16 protein-coding genes and 1 tRNA gene are annotated in these 16015 nt (G+C 62.5%); 6 read left to right on the top strand and 11 right to left on the bottom strand.

Features of this window, described 5'->3' with window-relative positions:
* The first annotated feature begins 305 nt into the window (after positions 1-305).
* A complete protein-coding gene (locus COCCU_RS04630) occupies positions 306-1769 on the top strand; it encodes an MFS transporter (RefSeq protein ID WP_231598864.1) in 1464 nt (487 codons plus the stop codon).
* 150 nt (positions 1770-1919) lie between these two features.
* On the opposite strand, the gene glyA is transcribed toward COCCU_RS04630, so the two are convergent.
* A complete protein-coding gene (glyA, locus tag COCCU_RS04625; RefSeq protein WP_156230443.1) occupies positions 1920-3224 on the bottom strand; it encodes a serine hydroxymethyltransferase in 1305 nt (434 codons plus the stop codon).
* A gap of 241 nt (positions 3225-3465) precedes the next feature.
* Here glyA and coaA point away from each other — a divergent pair, with 241 nt between their 5' ends.
* Positions 3466-4389 carry a type I pantothenate kinase gene (coaA, locus tag COCCU_RS04620; protein WP_197088436.1) on the top strand — a complete coding sequence of 308 codons (924 nt, stop codon included), beginning with the start codon at positions 3466-3468 and terminating at the stop codon, positions 4387-4389.
* 49 nt (positions 4390-4438) lie between these two features.
* On the opposite strand, the gene COCCU_RS04615 is transcribed toward coaA, so the two are convergent.
* The 4 genes from COCCU_RS04615 to mca all read right to left on the bottom strand — a co-directional run bounded on the left by COCCU_RS04615 (position 4439) and on the right by mca (position 7914).
* Complete coding sequence (locus COCCU_RS04615) at positions 4439-5209, bottom strand: isoprenyl transferase (RefSeq protein WP_156230441.1); 771 nt, start codon at positions 5207-5209, stop codon at positions 4439-4441.
* Between the two features lie 65 nt (positions 5210-5274).
* Positions 5275-6381 carry a 3-deoxy-7-phosphoheptulonate synthase gene (locus COCCU_RS04610; RefSeq protein WP_156230440.1) on the bottom strand — a complete coding sequence of 369 codons (1107 nt, stop codon included), beginning with the start codon at positions 6379-6381 and terminating at the stop codon, positions 5275-5277.
* A gap of 281 nt (positions 6382-6662) precedes the next feature.
* A complete protein-coding gene (locus COCCU_RS04605; RefSeq protein WP_231598863.1) occupies positions 6663-6968 on the bottom strand; it encodes a hypothetical protein in 306 nt (101 codons plus the stop codon).
* 76 nt (positions 6969-7044) lie between these two features.
* Complete coding sequence (gene mca / locus COCCU_RS04600) at positions 7045-7914, bottom strand: mycothiol conjugate amidase Mca (RefSeq protein ID WP_156230439.1); 870 nt, start codon at positions 7912-7914, stop codon at positions 7045-7047.
* A 144-nt stretch (positions 7915-8058) separates the two neighbouring features.
* On the opposite strand from mca, the gene COCCU_RS04595 reads away from it, so the two are divergent.
* The 3 genes from COCCU_RS04595 (at position 8059) to COCCU_RS04585 (ending at position 9817) form a co-directional block, all read left to right on the top strand.
* Positions 8059-8499 (top strand): DUF4307 domain-containing protein, encoded by a 441-nt coding sequence (locus COCCU_RS04595; protein ID WP_156230438.1) that lies wholly within the window; start codon positions 8059-8061, stop codon positions 8497-8499.
* 277 nt (positions 8500-8776) lie between these two features.
* Positions 8777-9301, top strand: coding sequence for a transcription elongation factor GreA (greA, locus tag COCCU_RS04590; RefSeq protein WP_156230437.1), 525 nt, complete (start codon positions 8777-8779; stop codon positions 9299-9301).
* 15 nt (positions 9302-9316) lie between these two features.
* A complete protein-coding gene (locus COCCU_RS04585) occupies positions 9317-9817 on the top strand; it encodes a hypothetical protein (protein WP_156230436.1) in 501 nt (166 codons plus the stop codon).
* Between the two features lie 213 nt (positions 9818-10030).
* Here the strand turns inward: COCCU_RS04585 and COCCU_RS04580 are convergent, their stop codons facing one another.
* A complete protein-coding gene (locus tag COCCU_RS04580) occupies positions 10031-10843 on the bottom strand; it encodes a Bax inhibitor-1/YccA family protein (RefSeq protein ID WP_197088435.1) in 813 nt (270 codons plus the stop codon).
* Positions 10844-10956: 113 nt separating this feature from the next.
* Between COCCU_RS04580 and COCCU_RS04575 the strand changes: the two genes are divergently transcribed.
* The gene (locus tag COCCU_RS04575) at positions 10957-12615 is read left to right on the top strand and encodes a dihydroxyacetone kinase family protein (RefSeq protein ID WP_156230435.1); all 1659 of its coding nucleotides are present in this window, start codon (positions 10957-10959) and stop codon (positions 12613-12615) included.
* A 47-nt stretch (positions 12616-12662) separates the two neighbouring features.
* Here COCCU_RS04575 and COCCU_RS04570 read toward each other — a convergent pair whose 3' ends face one another.
* The 5 genes from COCCU_RS04570 to COCCU_RS04550 all read right to left on the bottom strand — a co-directional run bounded on the left by COCCU_RS04570 (position 12663) and on the right by COCCU_RS04550 (position 16014).
* A complete protein-coding gene (locus COCCU_RS04570) occupies positions 12663-12839 on the bottom strand; it encodes a CsbD family protein (protein ID WP_156230434.1) in 177 nt (58 codons plus the stop codon).
* Positions 12840-12950: 111 nt separating this feature from the next.
* Positions 12951-14129 carry an RtcB family protein gene (locus tag COCCU_RS04565; RefSeq protein WP_156230433.1) on the bottom strand — a complete coding sequence of 393 codons (1179 nt, stop codon included), beginning with the start codon at positions 14127-14129 and terminating at the stop codon, positions 12951-12953.
* Between the two features lie 230 nt (positions 14130-14359).
* Positions 14360-14433, bottom strand: a tRNA-Leu gene (locus COCCU_RS04560).
* Between the two features lie 40 nt (positions 14434-14473).
* Positions 14474-15460: a Ppx/GppA phosphatase family protein gene (locus tag COCCU_RS04555; RefSeq protein WP_156230432.1), complete on the bottom strand. Its 987-nt coding sequence runs from the start codon at positions 15458-15460 to the stop codon at positions 14474-14476.
* A complete protein-coding gene (locus COCCU_RS04550; RefSeq protein WP_156230431.1) occupies positions 15457-16014 on the bottom strand; it encodes a DUF501 domain-containing protein in 558 nt (185 codons plus the stop codon). Before COCCU_RS04550 ends, COCCU_RS04555 begins: the two co-directional genes overlap by 4 nt.
* Position 16015 lies beyond the last annotated feature (1 nt).

The following is a 16015-nucleotide window of genomic DNA, read 5'->3' as shown; positions in this document are numbered from 1 at the left end:
GGGAGTCCCTGGCGCGATGATTGTGACCATTTCGAGTCCATTAGCCCGAACTAATCCCTGATGCTGCCTGGACATTGGAAAATCCTCACCGCATTTTCCCATCCGCGCAGTTCAACACCCTTAATTAAAGCTCTCTTCACAGTCAGGAAAGACAAAGGTTTACTCCAATCAGTCGGGGCGTACAAGAACCCCCTAGAAGTATTTAGGGGGTACCCTAGTGTTATCTTTCATGAAGCGGGTCTTAACTGTGTGACAGCTCTCAAATGCAGGGAGCTTCGTTAAAAAGTGCACCAAGGAGCAGACCCGTGAACAAATCGCAGACCCGATCGGCCCGGCCGGTCAACAACACAGACACCTGGCAATCGCCGAAGCATAAGCGCACGGTGTACCTGGTCCTGGCCATCGTCGGCCTCTCCATCCTCTTCGATGGTTATGACCTTGTCATCTATGGCGCTGTGCTTCCGACCCTGATCGCAGATTCCTCCCAGATCGGTGAGCTCAGCCCGGCCATCGCCGGCACCCTGGGCTCCTACGCCATGATCGGCGTGATGATCGGTGCCCTTTCCGCTGGAGCGGTCGGTGACCGCCTGGGTCGCCGCAAGGTGATGATCACCGCGATCGTCTGGTTCTCCCTCGGCATGGCGTTGACCTCCATGGCCAGTTCCATCGCGATGTTCGGTTTCCTCCGCTTCCTCACCGGACTGGGCGTCGGCATGATCGTCGCCACCGGTGGCGCCGTGGTCGCCGAGTTCGCTCCGCGTAACCGCCGTAACCTTTTCAACGCGATCGTCTACTCCGGTGTTCCCGCCGGTGGTGTCATGGCTTCCATCCTCGCCATCCTGCTCGAGGACGTCATCAGCTGGCGCGGTCTCTTCCTGATCGGCGCTTCCCCGCTGCTCTTCCTGCTGCCCCTGGCACTCTTCGCCCTGCCGGAGTCCCCGCGCTGGCTGGTCTCCCGTGGCCGTACCGAAAAGGCCGCTGAGCTCGTCAAGAAGCACGATCTGCCGGCCAAGCAGTTCTTGGCCATCGAGACCGTCGCACCCCAGTCCGAGGACAAGATCGCGGTCGACGAGAAGCAGAAGGCACTGCAGCGCACCGGTTTCGCTGCCCTCTTCTCCCGTGCTTACCTGCCGGGCACCGTCCTGATCGGTGCCATGAGCTTCATCGGTCTGCTCTCCACCTACGGCCTGAACACCTGGCTGCCGCAGATCATGCAGTCCAACGGCACCAGCTCCGAGAACTCCCTGTACTCCCTGCTCGCCCTCAACGGCGGCGCCGTCCTCGGTGGCCTCTTCGCCTCCTGGTTGGCTGACCGCATCGGTGCCAAGAAGATCATCACCAGCACCTTCCTGATCGCCGCAGTCTGCCTCTTCATCCTGCCGATCCAGCTGCCGATCGTCCTGGTCTACCTGCTCATCGGTTTCGCCGGCATCGGCGTCCTGGGCACCCAGGTTCTGACCTACGGCCTGGCCTCCAACTACTACGGCACCTCCGCCCGTGCGGCTGGCGTCTCCTGGGTCGCCGGCTTCGGTCGACTCGGTGGTATCTTCGGCCCGCTGATCGGTGGTCTGATCATCTCCGCCGGCTTCGGCCCGGCCACCGCCTTCTACCTCTTCGCCGGTGTCGCCGTGATCGGCTCCATCTGCACCGCCCTCATCCCCCGCTCCCCGGCTGCCGCCGAGGTCAGCATCGAAGAGGTCCCGGCCCTGGCCAACGGCCCCATCGAACCCGCCATGAACCGCCCCTCCCCGGAGGCTGCACCCCGCTAAACCTGTTCCGGCACTTTGGCCCCCGGTCCCACACCCCTGGTGTGGGGCCGGGGGTTTGCCCTTTGGCTTATCGACGCCCCTGGCATGGCGAAGGGCCCCGTCACCTTGAAGGTGACGGGGCCCTTTAGTGCGTGGGGATCAGGGGGAAGCTTAGAGCAGCTTCCACTCCTCCATGCCCTCGTAGAGCGGGAACTGCGCAGCAACCTTGGTTGCCCGGGCAAAGAGCGCCTCGGTGTCAGCGGACTGGCCCTGGGTCAGAGCGGTGGCGATGATATCAGCGACCTCGGTGAAGGCTGCGGTATCCAGGCCACGGGAGGCCAGTGCGGAGGTGCCGATGCGTAGGCCGGAACCGATCATCGGCGGACGCGGGTCGAAGGGGATGGCATTGCGGTTGACGGTGATGCCGACCTCATGGAGGAGGTCCTCACCCTGCTGGCCGTCGAGTGCGGAGTTGCGGAGGTCGACCATGACCAGGTGAACATCGGTGCCACCGGTCAGGACGGTGATGCCGGCATCGGCGACGTCCTTGGCGGTCAGGCGCTCCGCGAGGATGCGGGCGCCCTCGAGGGTGCGCTCCTGGCGCAGCTTGAACTCCTCGGTGGCGGCGATCTTGAAGGCGATGGCCTTGGCGGCAACCGCATGCATCAGGGGACCACCCTGCTGGCCCGGGAAGACGGAGGAGTTCAGCTTCTTGGCGTACTCCTGCTTGGCGAGGATCAGGCCGGAACGCGGGCCACCCAGGGTCTTGTGGACGGTGGAGGACACGACATCAGCATGCGGTACCGGGCTGGGGTGCAGACCGGCGGCGACCAGGCCGGCGAAGTGGGCCATGTCGACCCACAGCTTTGCGCCAACCTCATCAGCGATGGAACGGAATGCCTCAAAATCCTGGTGACGCGGGTAGGCGGACCAGCCGGCGATCAGAACCTGCGGCTTCGCGGCGATGGCCTGTTCCCGAACCTTGTCCATGTCCAGACGCATGGTGTCCTTGTCGACACCGTAGGCGCTGACCTCATAGAGCTTGCCGGAGAAGTTCAGCTTCATGCCGTGGGTCAGGTGACCACCATGATCCAGGGAGAGGCCCATGATCTTGTCACCCGGGTTGGCCAGGGTCATCAGGACCGCAGCGTTGGCCTGGGCACCGGAGTGCGGTTGAACGTTGGAGAATTCGGCACCGAAGAGGGACTTCGCGCGATCCCGGGCCAGGTTCTCGACGATGTCGACGTTCTCGCAACCACCGTAGTAACGGCGGCCCGGGTAACCCTCGGCGTACTTGTTGGTCAGGACCGATCCCTGTGCCTGCAGTACGGCACGGGGAACAAAGTTCTCGGAGGCGATCATCTCGAGGGTGTCGCGCTGGCGGGCGAGCTCACCCAGGATGGCGCCGTACACGTCCGGATCAAGCTGATCCAGGGGAAGGTTGTGTAGGCCGTCATTGTGCTGTGCGTCTGTCATGTCAGATGCTGTGCCTTTCGCATTTGGTGGACCACGTCCGGTGGGGGTCCCCGGGCAGAGGCTTCCGGCGGGGACGACATACAGAGAGATAGTTTAGCGGCGCACAGTACACTCCTCTGTATTTCAGAGCTTTTTAGCTCCTCCACCACCCCCGAATACCAGCAACCCGATCGGCATGGTCTTTGGGTGAGCCACCCCCCGAATCATCAGGAGGAAAGCCTGAGGGTGCACAATGGAATCCATGGCGCGTCCCCAAGACAGCAGTCCCTATCTCGACTTCGACCGCACCTCCTGGCATGAACTCCGTAAATCCATGCCCCAGGTGCTCACCGAGGCCGAGCTCTTCGAGCTTCGCGCCTTGGGCGACAACATCAACCTGGATGAGGTCGCCGAGGTTTATCTCCCCCTGAGCCGACTCATCCACCTCCAGGTGCGGGCCCGGCAGCGCCTGACCCAGGCCACCGAAACCTTCCTCGGTGGGCCCACCGGACCAGTCCCCTTCATCATCGGGGTCGCCGGATCCGTCGCGGTGGGCAAATCCACCACCTCCCGACTGCTCCAGGTGCTGCTGCAACGCTGGGACTCCCACCCCAGGGTGGACCTGGTCACCACGGATGGTTTCCTCTACCCTGCCGCCGAACTGCGCGAACGCCGTCTCATGCAGCGCAAGGGATTCCCCGAATCCTATGACCAGCGCGCCCTGCTGCGCTTTGTCACCGATGTGAAATCCGGAAAGGCCGAGGTCGGGGCCCCCGTCTACTCCCACATCCGCTATGACCGCACCGAGGAGGTGCAGGTCATCCGCCAACCCGACATCCTCATCGTCGAGGGGTTGAATGTGCTGCAGACCGGCCCCACCCTCATGGTCAGCGATCTCTTCGACTTCAGTGTCTACGTGGATGCCCGCACCGAGGTCATCGAACACTGGTACATCGAAAGATTCCTGCACCTGCGGCGTACCGCATTCAAGGAACCCGGTGCCCACTTCTCCCATTTCGCCGACCTCAGTGAGGTCCGGGCCCGGACGGAGGCCCGCGAGATCTGGCAGTCCATCAACCTGCCCAACCTGGTGGAGAATATTCTGCCCACCAGGGTGCGTGCTTCCCTGGTCCTGACCAAGGGTGCCGATCATCTGGTGCAGCGCGTGCGGATGCGCAAGATCTGAGCCCTCCCCCGGGCATCAAGGGGGGCGTCGTGAAGCAGGGCGGGGGGCGCTATTTACCGAAACGGCGGGAGCGCTGGGAGAATTCCCGCAGCGCGCGGAGGAAATCAATGCGCCGGAAAGCCGGCCAGTAGGTGTCGGTGAACCAGATCTCCGAGTAGGCGGACTGCCAGAGCAGGAAACCCGAGAGACGCTGCTCCCCTGAGGTTCGGATCACCAGATCCGGGTCCGGCTGCCCTGAGGTGTAGAGATGCCTGGAGAGGGAGTCAATGCTCACCTTCTCTTTCAGCTCCGCGATGCTGGTGTCGGCCGCAGCCTCATCATCGATGAGGGCATGCACGGCGTCGACAATCTCCTGCCGGCCGCCATAGCCCACCGCAATATTGACCGCGATATTTGAGGTCTCATCGGTTCCCGCAGCCGCCTCCCGCAGCCGTTTGGCCACCTCATCAGGCAGCAGATCCAGATGGCCGACCAGCCGCACTCTACAGTCATTGGGGCCGTGGGCCAGCTCCGCCACGACATCGATGATGATGTCATAGAGCAACTCCAGCTCGGAGCTTTCCCGGGACAGGTTCTCGGTGGAGAGCAGGTAAACCGTGACCAGCTCCACCCCGGCCTCCCGGGCCCAGCCGACGACCTCGCCGATCTTCCTGGCCCCCACACGGTGGCCATGGCTGATATCGGCGAAACCGGCTTCCCGCGCCCAGCGGCGGTTCCCATCACACATGATCGCAATGTGCTTCGGCTGCGCACAACCCTTTAGCTCACGGCGCAGGCGAGCTTCATATAACGGGTAGAGCAGACGCGGAAGGAGATTCACAGGTCACAGTCTAGCGCCCCCCTAAAAGCCGGGGGAAGCAAGTCCCCTTCTGTCGCAGCGCCGATTCAGACCTGGGCAGCTGCTTCACGACGGGCGCGTACCGCCGAGGCCAGCTCGCCGAGCAGGTCAACGGTGGTGTCGATGTCGATGCACTTGTCGGTGACGGACTGGCCGTAGACCAGACCCTCCCCGCCGTTGATCTTCAGCTTCGCCGGATCCAGCTTCTGGGCGCCGCCGACCAGGAAGGACTCGATCATGACACCTGCGATACCCGCATCACCGGCAGTGATCTGCTCAGCGATCTCCCGGACAACACCGGCCTGGCGGACATGATCCTTATCGGAGTTGGCGTGGGAGGCGTCGATCATCAGCCGTGATCCCTCACCTGCGGCCGCCTTCGCAGCCGCCACGGACTCCGCATCATGGTTCGGGCCGCTGGTACCACCACGGAGGATGATGTGGCAGTTCTCATTGCCGGCGGTCTCGACCACGGAGGGGTTGCCCTCATCGGAGGTGCCGAAGAAGAAGTGCGGGCTCTGCGCCGCCTGCACCGCATCCACCGCAACCTGGACATTGCCGTCGGTGCCGTTCTTGAAGCCGATGGGCATGGACATGCCGGAGGCCAGCTGACGGTGGACCTGGGACTCGGTGGTGCGGGCGCCGATGGCACCCCAGGCAACGGTGTCCGCGTAGTACTGCGGGCTATTGGGCTCGAGGAACTCGCAACCGACCGGCAGGTCCAGGTTGACCACGTCGGTGAGCACCTTGCGCGCCAGCTCCAGGCCGTGAGCGACATCGTAGGTCTCGTTCAAATGCGGGTCATTGATCAGACCCTTCCATCCGACGGTGGTGCGCGGCTTCTCAAAGTAGACACGCATGACGACCTTCAGGTCACTGTCGAGACGCTTGGCCAGCGGGGCCAGACGGTTGGCATAGTCCAGGGCGGCCGCCGGGTCATGGATGGAGCAGGGGCCGACCACGACGACGAGGCGATCATCCTCACCGGCGAAGATATCGGCGATGTCCTGGCGGTCACGCTCAACCTTGGTGGCCTGATCCTCACTCAGCGGCATCTCGGCCAGCAGCTGGGCCGGGCTGGGCAGGGCATGGAAGGCACGTACCCGCTTATTGGAGGTGGATGCAGCGTTCTGGAGGGAAACCGGGGAACTCATGTCGCAGATGAGCCTTTCTGGGAAATACTTCTTGGGAAGTAACTGTTGGTGGAAGCAGTCTGGGATCGGATATCGCGGGGTTGTTGCAATCCTGGGGGAAACAAAAAAGCAGCCCTCCCACCGTTTCGGTGGAGTGCTGCTTGAGGCTCCGGGGGTGTTCGCTTTAGCGCTGCTATCTATGGGCGCGCAGGCGAGATGGTGAGGCATGCTCCCGGAGCCTCACCAAAATAAAATCGCCATACGAACATGACATGCATGATAACAGGAAAAAATGATTCTGGCTAGAGCCAGGACTTCTTGCGACGGTCCAGTACCCCCGCCTCAGCCATCGCCTGATCCACGGCCGCCTCATCAAAGACATCCAGACCATGCTCCTGAGCAAAGAGCAGGCGGCGGTTATAACGACTGAAACGGCGATGGAAACGCCAGCCCAGGAAGAGGATCGCAGCCATACTGGCGACGATGACCAGCCAACCGATCGGGGATGCCTTACCGAACTCCGGACCCAGCGGTCCGCCCTGCTGCTGTTGCGCGAGAACCACCGTGGTGGCCGCGTAGTTGAGGGTGTTGAGACTCTCGAGAATCACTGCTTGCACTTCCTAAATCATCGGGCTGCGGTGGGATCCACACCGCCGACCAGGTTCGGAGCTTAACCGGGCTCCTCTACTCCGGGCTGATCCCGGCGAAGAGGTCATCCTCGGGGAGGGAGGTGGTCACCCTGGTCTTGGCGAGCTCGAATTCCTCCGTCGGCCACAGTTTACGCTGCACCTCCACCGGAGTTCCAAAAAACGCACCCGCCGGGTCAATCTGCGTGGCATGTGCCCGGAGTGCTCCCTCACGGTTCTCGAAGTACTGCGCACACTCCACCTGGGTGGTCACCCGGGCCATGATGTCCGCCCGGTTGCGCTCCCAACGCTCCAGCATCGGCGAATAGGGGCTGGTCCTGCCCTCTCGGATCAGCAGATCGTGGAAGAGCTGCATGCGCTGCTTGATGAACCCGTGGGTGTAGTAGAGCTTCAGCGGGGTCCAGGGCTCGCCACGGTCAGGGGCGAAACCCTCCTCCCCTGCCTTTTCCCAGGCGATCATGGATGCCTCATGCACCATGAGGTGATCCGGGTGCGGATAACCACCGTTCTCGTCATAGGTGATGATCACATGCGGCTTGAAGTCACGGATCACCTGGACCATGTCGCGGGCGATGTCACGGGGATCCTGAACCGCGAAGCAGCCTTCCGGCAACGGCGGCAGGGGATCTCCCTGGGGCAGACCGGAGTCCTCATACCCCAACCAGACATGCTCAACGCCCAGGGCATCGGCGGCCTGGGCCATTTCCTCCCGACGCACCGCGGGCAGATTCTCCAGCACCCCGGGCTTCTCCATCGCCGGGTTGAGAATGTCACCACGCTCACCGCCGGTACAGGTCAACACCATGACCTGATTGCCCTCCGCAGAGTAGCGGGCCATGGTGGCCGCCCCCTTCGAAGATTCATCATCAGGGTGTGCGTGAATCGCCAATAGGCGCAGTCCGCTCAAGGTTTCTTGTCCTTCCGTCCACTGGGTCGATCCTCTCCCCACGATCCTAGCCCTCCCGGGAAGTTGGGCGGAAAGGGGTCAGCTAGGATGTGGCAGTAGACCACGGGAAAAACACCCCCTTAACGCGCTTTGAGAAGGACCAGCATGAGCAGCCCGGACATTCATCGCCCCACATCTCGATATGGGACGGACCGGACCCCGGCCAAGCCCTCCGGTATCGGTGGGAAAGTCATCGCAGTGCTGCTCGTGGCTGGCCTGATCGCCGCGGTGATCCTCATCGCCCAGTACATAAACAACCGTCAGTCGGTGGAGGTCACGGCCTCCATGACGAGTTTCGAGCGGGTGGACGACAACACCATGAGGCTCTGGGTCGATATTGTCCGCGAGGATCCCGCCGAACCCGCCTACTGCATCGTCACCGCCATCAACTACGCCATGGCCGAGGTCGGGCGTCGTGAAATCCTGCTGCCCGCCGGCGGGGAGGACATGGAACGCAGGGAGGTTCTCATTCCCACCTGGGATGTCCCGGTCTCGGGCAGCGTCTACGGCTGCTCCACCTCCGTCCCCTCCTTCCTTAATCTATAGGGAAGGGACTACGGAGGGCGCCTGGCCGGGAATCCGGGAAGGATGAGGGCCGATCCCGGCGGCCCCCCTATGAGTGAGATGCCGCTGTGTTAGAATTCCCCTTAAAACACACGTCGATCATAAGACATCCAGGCAATTACCCGCCCCGCCGAGGAAACCGCACCAGCGGTAGCACCGAATCGGGGCGATAGCCTTGTTAACGGTCGGCGTGGCCAATAAACGTGGTGGCAGTGGTCCCTACCTGGGGTCCACGCCGAAACCAGGGAAGGTTTATCGCATGGCAGATGCGCAAAAGCAGTACATCACCCCGGAGACCAAGGCCAAGCTGGAGGCCGAGCTCAACGAGCTGATCGCCCGCCGCCCGATCGTCGCCGCCGAGATCAACGAGCGTCGTGAGGAAGGTGACCTCAAGGAAAACGCCGGCTATGACGCCGCCCGCGAGATGCAGGACCAGGAAGAAGCCCGCATCAAGCAGATCTCCGAGGTGCTGGCGAATGCCACCACCGAGCGCACCAGTGTGGTCGAGGGTGTCGCCGTGGTCGGTTCCGTGGTGCATGTGTACTACAACGGCAACCAGGACGAGAAGGAAACCTTCCTGATCGGTACCCGTGCCGCCGCCTCGGAGAACAAGGACCTCGAGACCTACTCCGAGCAGTCCCCGCTGGGTGCCGCCGTCCTGGGCGCTCAGGAGGGTGAGACCCGCGAGTACGCCGCCCCCAACGGCAAGACCATCAGCGTGACCATCGTCTCCGCGGAGCCCTATGACTCCGCAAAGGCTGCCACTCCCCGATCCGCTAACTAAGGAAAACTAGGAATCATGAAGTCCTCCTTCATCCGCACCTCCGCTGCCGCCGGTATCGTCGCCCTCGCGGGCCTGGCCATCACCGCCTGTAGCCCCTCGCTGGAGAACCCCTCCGACCTGAAGGTCGAGACCGCCACCGAGTTCCAGGCTCAGGCAGCCACCGGCACCACCACTGCCGCCGCTACCGGCACCGCCACCACCGCCGCGGCCACCACCGCAGTTGAGGCTGCCGCGGACGCCCCCTCCTTCATCGACTGTGTCGCCGCCCCGGCACAGACCCCGGAGACCGTGACCCTGAACTGTGCGGACTCCTCCGACCTGCTGGTCGAGATCGAGTGGGACAAGTGGGAGGCCGATGAGGCCACCGGCACCGGCACCCGTGAGACCGTGGATGCCGCCACCGGCGAGACCACCACCGAGGAAGAGATCGACATCGTTCTCACCGCCCCGATCTCCGGTGTCCAGGGACTGGTTTTCTCCGCGATCTCCGTCGACGGTCAGGTCGTCAACCCTTAAGGTTTCCCTCTTGCGGGGTCCCCATGCTCCGCGGGAATGAAACTTCCCACCGCGTTCACCCCCTCCTCGAGAGGGGTGAACGCGGTTTTCTTTTCCCCGCAACTTCCTGCGCCCCCTTGCCGACCACTCGAATCCAAGACCAGGGAGCCGAACCAGGAGCCGAAACATAAAACCCCCGCTGCGCTTTGGCAACGGGGGTTTGAAGGAGCTGGGCTAGCGGTTCTGGAAGTAGCTCAGCAGACGCAGGATCTCAGTGTAGAGCCAGACCAGGGTGACGGCCAGGCCGAGGGCGATACCCCAGGCAGCCTTGGCCGGGGCGCCAGCGCGGATCATACGGTCCGCCACATCGAAGTCCTGGAGGAAGCTCATCGCCGCCAGGCCGATGCAGACCAGGGAGAAGACGATGGCCAGGGGGCCACCATCACGCAGCGGGCTCATCCCGGTAAACAGGGAGAGCAGCAGGTTACCGACGACCAGCACCAAGACACCGACCATGCAGGCGGTGAGGATGCGGGTGAACTTCGGGGTGACCTTGACAGCACCGGTCTTGTAGACGAAGAGCATGCCCAGGAACACACCCAGGGTGCCCATGATCGCCTGAATGATCATCACACCGGCATCGGAGTTACCAATGGACCAGCCGGTGAAGAGGATGGAGATGGCACCGACGAAAAGACCTTCAAAGCCGGCGTAGATAAGGGTGACCGGGGCGGAATCCATCTTCTTGCCGAAGGTGGCCACCAGAACGGTGATCAGACCACCGATGGCACCGACAGCACCGAGCAGGAGAGCCGCGCCCGGGTTGATGATGGAGATGCCGAAGGTGACCACAGCGAAAGCGACGATGACAGCCAAGGTGATGCCGGTCTTGGTGACCACATCATCCACGGTCATGGGGCGTTCATTGGAGACGGCCGGGGCGCCATAACCTGCATAGGGGTCCTGGTAACCCTGCTGCATGGCACCGCGCCGGGCCTTGCCCCCGGAGTTGGTGAGTGAATTCAGTACAGGGTTGCTGCTTCGCACGTCTAACCCCGGTCCTTTCTCATCGAGTGAAGTTCTTACATTCTTCTAACGTTTCAATGGTGCACTAAGTTCCCGTCTTCCGCGACTTTATGAAATCTGCCTATCCTGGTGGCATGTCGGCCTCTGAAACGCGGAACAAGACGCGGGAAAAATCCTTGCCCACCTTCCACAATGATCCCGAGGACTTCCTTCCTGAAGCTCTCGGTGGCCTGATCGCCGCCCATCCGGACGCTGTGTGGAATGAGGCCGGATTCATTTCCCGCCGCTCCCCCACCAACGAAAGGGTGGCGGTGATCTCAGGTGGTGGTTCCGGCCATGAGCCCCTGCACGCCGGTTTCATCGGTGCCGGCATGCTCGACGCCGCCGTCCCAGGCCATATGTTCACCTCCCCCAACGCCATCCAGATCACCGAGGCTACCCGGTATGCCAACGGCGGTGCCGGGGTGGTGCAGGTGGTGAAGAACTACACCGGTGATGTGCTGAACTTCCGGGTATCCCGGCAGGCTCTGACCGGGGAGGTTGAGACCCGGCAGGTGCTTGTCGACGACGACGTGGCCACCGAGGATGAGGATGGCCCGGGCCGACGTGGCACCGGTGCCACCATTCTGGTGGAGAAGATCTGCGGGGCCGCGGCTGCCCGCGGTCACTCCCTCGAGCGGGTCACCGACATGGGTAATTGGGTGGCCCACCATTCCCGCAGCATGGCGGTCGCCTTAGCCCCGGGGCACCTCCCCACCGCGGCACGCCCCACCTTCGATCTCCCTGAGGGTGAGATGGAGATCGGCGTGGGCATCCACGGCGAACGTGGCACAGGGCGCAGTGAAGCGGGCAGTGCCCGGGAGATGGTCGAGGAAATGCTTGACCGCATCCTTCCTTCCCTGGAGCTGAACACCGGGGAGGAGGTGGTCTGCGTGGTCAACGGGCTCGGGGGAACCACCCTGCTGGAACTCAACCTGATCTTCCGGGAGCTGCTCGAGCAATTGGAGGGACGCAAGGTGAAGGTGATGCGCAGCCTGGTCGGTAATTTCGTCACCGCGGTGAATATGAGCGGTGTCAGCATCACCATTTCCCGGACCACCCCGGAACTCACCGAACTTTATGATGATCCCACCGAAGCCCCCGCCTGGCCGAAACTGGGACGACCCCAAAGCCACGCCCCAGCCCGGATCCGTCATGAGGAGACTCTTCCTGAGGGGGAGGAGAACAACTGGCTCAGCGGCTTCCTCAGCCGGGTCCAGGGGGCCATCGACGATCTCTCGGAGCTGGACCGCAAGGCCGGTGACGGTGACTTCGGTGCCAATATGTCGGCCGCCCTGGGTGATCTCGAACTCCCGCTGCGGGGCAGCAACGCAGAGGTCCTTGAGTTCCTCTCCCAACGTTTCCTGATCCGCGCCGGCGGCACCTCCGGCGCCATCCTCGGCACCATCTTCCGGGAACTCGCCGCCGCTGAGGACCTGGCTGAAGGTCTGTCCCAGGCACTGGAGGCCGTCACCGAGCTGGGTGGTGCGCAGGTGGGTGATCGCACGCTTGTCGACGCCCTCTCCCCCGCAGCCGAGCGGGCCGCCGAGGTCGGCGGCGGGGACGTCGAAAAGCTGCTTTCGTCGTGCTTCGAAGCTGCCGCTGAGGGGGCGCGTGGTACCGCGGAGCTGGATGCCAAGCGGGGGCGGGCCGCCTATGTGGGTGAGGCCGCCAAGGGCGTGGTGGATCCCGGTTCCATCGTGATCGCCTGGCTCTTCGGTGGCAGCGGGGAGCTCAGCGAGTTCAACGCATGAAAGAACCCCCGCACCCATGCTGGTGCGGGGGTTGAGGGACTCAGAGGCTAGTTGCCGCCGAGCTTGTCCTTGGCGTCTTCGACGCCCTCCTTGATCTTCGCCTTGGCCTGGTCACCCTTGCCGTCAGCCTCAAGGCGCTCATTGTCAGTCGCCTTACCGGTGGTTTCCTTGGCCTTACCACTTACGTTTTCAGCAGCATTCTTCATCTTGTCGCCGAGTCCCATTATTGTGTTCCTCTCGATTGATTGAATGTACGCCTCCACGCTAACGCCACCGCTGAGGGAATTGTGCTGGCCGACGGTAATCTTCACCCGTTCGTTATAGAGCCGGGAGGGTCAGGTCCCCTTCACATTCAGCACCTGACGCAGCTCATGAAGCACTTCCACCAGCTCAGCGGCATCTGCCATCACCTGGTCAATCGGTTTATAGGCGTCGGGAATCTCATCCACCCAGGCGGCCCCGGGGCGATAAACAATACCACCCATGCGCTTCTCCAGGTCAGCTGCGGTGAACTGCTTCTTGGCCTGGGTACGCGACATGACCCGTCCCGCACCATGCGGTGCGGAGTGCAGAGCCGCCGGGTTTCCCCTACCGCGCACAACATAGGAACGGGTTCCCATGCTGCCGGGAATCAACCCGAGCTTGCCTTCCTCCGCATTGATCGCGCCCTTCCTGGTCAACCACACCTGCTGCTGCCCGATATTCACCTGCTCGGTGTAGTTGTGGTGGGTGTTCACCCGCTCCATCTCCACCTCTTCAACCTCATCCCCCAGGAGTCTGGCAAGTTGAGCGATGAAACGGTCCATCATCTCATCACGGTTGAGTTTGGCGAAGAGCTGGGCCCAGTGCAGCTCCGCCAGATATTGAGAGAACTCAGGGGTGCCCTCACCCAGGTAGGCATGATCCCGATCCCGGAGCTGGATATTGCGCTCCTGGCAGTACTTCTGGGCGATCTTGATGTGCTTCTGGGCGATCTTATTGCCCACTCCCCGGCTTCCGGAGTGCAGGAAACACCAGACCCGCTCCTGTTCATCCAGGCAAAGCTCAATGAAATGGTTGCCACCGCCGAGACTACCGAGCTGCTCCCGCCATTTCGGGGAATGCGAGAGATCAACACTGTCCTGAGCGGCCAACCCCTCAAGTTCAGCCACCCGGGCAGCGGTGTGATCATGGTGAATCCTGCGATTGTAATTGCCCGGGGAGAGTGGGATGGAACGCTCAATCTGATCCCGCAGCTCAATTAGGTCAATGCGACTGAGATCGGCTACCCGGTAGCGGGTCAGTGCCGCGATCATGCCGCAGCCGATGTCCACACCCACGGCGGCCGGGATGACCGCCCCTTGAGTGGGTATCACCGTGCCAACCGCACTGCCCTTACCTGCATGGGCATCAGGCATAAGGGCGATATGTGGGCTTATGAAAGGCAGCTCGGCCAAGGCGAGAGCCTGCTCCCTGGTGGTGTCGTCCAGGATGGACGCCCATGACAGGACATTGGGGGCAATCTGTTCAGGCATGATCATTCCCTTCCAAAGGTGATCCGCTCAAGCAGTGAAATGGGGAGACCTCGGTCATCCTCTAACCCATGCTAGATAAGGTCTGGAAGGAAGGGGCACTCCGACTATTGGGCCCCGTGATATCCCTGATTTATGCCAAGATCCGCCAGTCCCACAAAAGGGGCCGTCTAACCCTGGAGTCGCAGACTTTATCCGGAGTCACGCCCACCGGTATTCCTGCTGCTCACTTGTGCCCCCAGTGGGACTCGAACCCACACTGTGCTGATTTTAAGTCAGCTGCCTCTGCCAATTGGGCTATAGGGGCCTGCACAGAGCTGAGTTTGTCCGCAGCTCTGCCAGATATTCTAACTCCTCGGGGAGTCAGAGTTTTCAGCGGCCTGTACTTTATCCACCAGGCCCGCGATGATGCCGTCGAGAATGTCCTTCTCCGAGATGGTGAAGCATTCCACATTAGTGTTGCGCTCAATCATCTCCACGATGCCACGGACGATGGTGGCGCCACCGCCGAGCACATCGGCGCGGCCCTGATGGATCACCGGATGCTGAGCACGCTGTGTGGCGGGCTCCGCGACGACCTCCCGGGCCAGGACCTTCAAGGCGTCGAAACGCAGCTCAGAGCCGTGGATAGCCGCCGCATCATAAACCTCCAGCCCCTGTGCCAGGGCAGAGAGCGTGGTGAAGGTGCCGGCGCAACCGACAAAGGTTCGGGCATCCGCGATCGGGACTATGACCTCCACGCGGGAGAGCTGCTCGGCGATATAATCCTCGGCGATCTCGATCTCGGTCTCGGTCGGCGGATCCGAACGCATGATGCGCTCAGTGACACGCACGCAGCCGAGCTGTGCCGAATGCGAACCAAGGATGGTGCCGTCGCTCTTACCGACGATGAACTCAGTCGAACCACCGCCCAGGTCAATGACGCAGAAAGGGCCCTCCTCAGGGTCAAGGTCGGCGACCGCACCCCGGAAAGAGAGCATCGCTTCCTCTTCACCACTGATGACCTCGGCAATCGCGCCGAGGCGGATCCGTCCCAGCAGCTCCGCGGTCATGGAGAAGAAATCATCCCGGTTAGAGGCATCACGGGTGGCCGAGGTCGCTACCATGCGAACATCGACGACCTCCTCGAACTCCATGATCTCCACGAAACGGGTGAGGGCCGCGCGGGTCCGCTCCAAAGCGGCAGGGTCGAGCTCACCGGTGGCGTCCACCCCTTTGCCCAGGCGGACGATCTCCATGGTGCGGTGGAGTTCAACGATGTCCTCCCCGGCGATCTCACAGATCAACAGGCGGATGGAGTTGGTGCCGCAGTCGACCGCTGCGACCCGGGTCATCGGGGGACCTCCGCGTTGGAGAAATCGAACTGGTCCAGGTCGATGCCCAGTTCCTCGGTGGTCGGCCAATCCGTGGGAATCGCGGTGCCCCGCAGCTTGCCGTGGTCGGCGGCCATGGCCACCGCTTCCTTGCCCAACTGGAAATGATCCGGCCCCTCAGCCAGGGCGTAGGCGATCAGCACGTGCAGACACTTGACACGGTCCGGCATACCACCACCGGAGAAATCGGTGCCCAGATCCTCGATCTTGTTGCGCTCGGCGAGGTAGTGCTCATGGGCCCGACGGTAGTCGGCCTGCAGCTCCTCATCATTGCTGAGGCGTTCGCTCATCCACTTCATGACGTGGGCGACCTCAAGACGGGAAGCCTCAGAGGTCAGACGCGGATCGGTCAGGTAGTACAAAGTGGGGAAAGGCGTGCCATCAGGCAACTTCGGGGCAGTTTTGACCACGCCGGGTGCGCCATCAGGCGAACGGTAGGAAACCTCCAGCACACCACGGGGCTCGCGACCCAGCTGATCGGCTACGGCTGCGAGATCTGCATCAGAAACACTCATG

The organism is Corynebacterium occultum (genome assembly GCF_009734425.1).
Lineage (GTDB): Bacteria > Actinomycetota > Actinomycetes > Mycobacteriales > Mycobacteriaceae > Corynebacterium > Corynebacterium occultum.
Note: the sequence above shows the minus strand (reverse complement) of the source record. Positions and strands in the feature narration are given on the sequence as shown.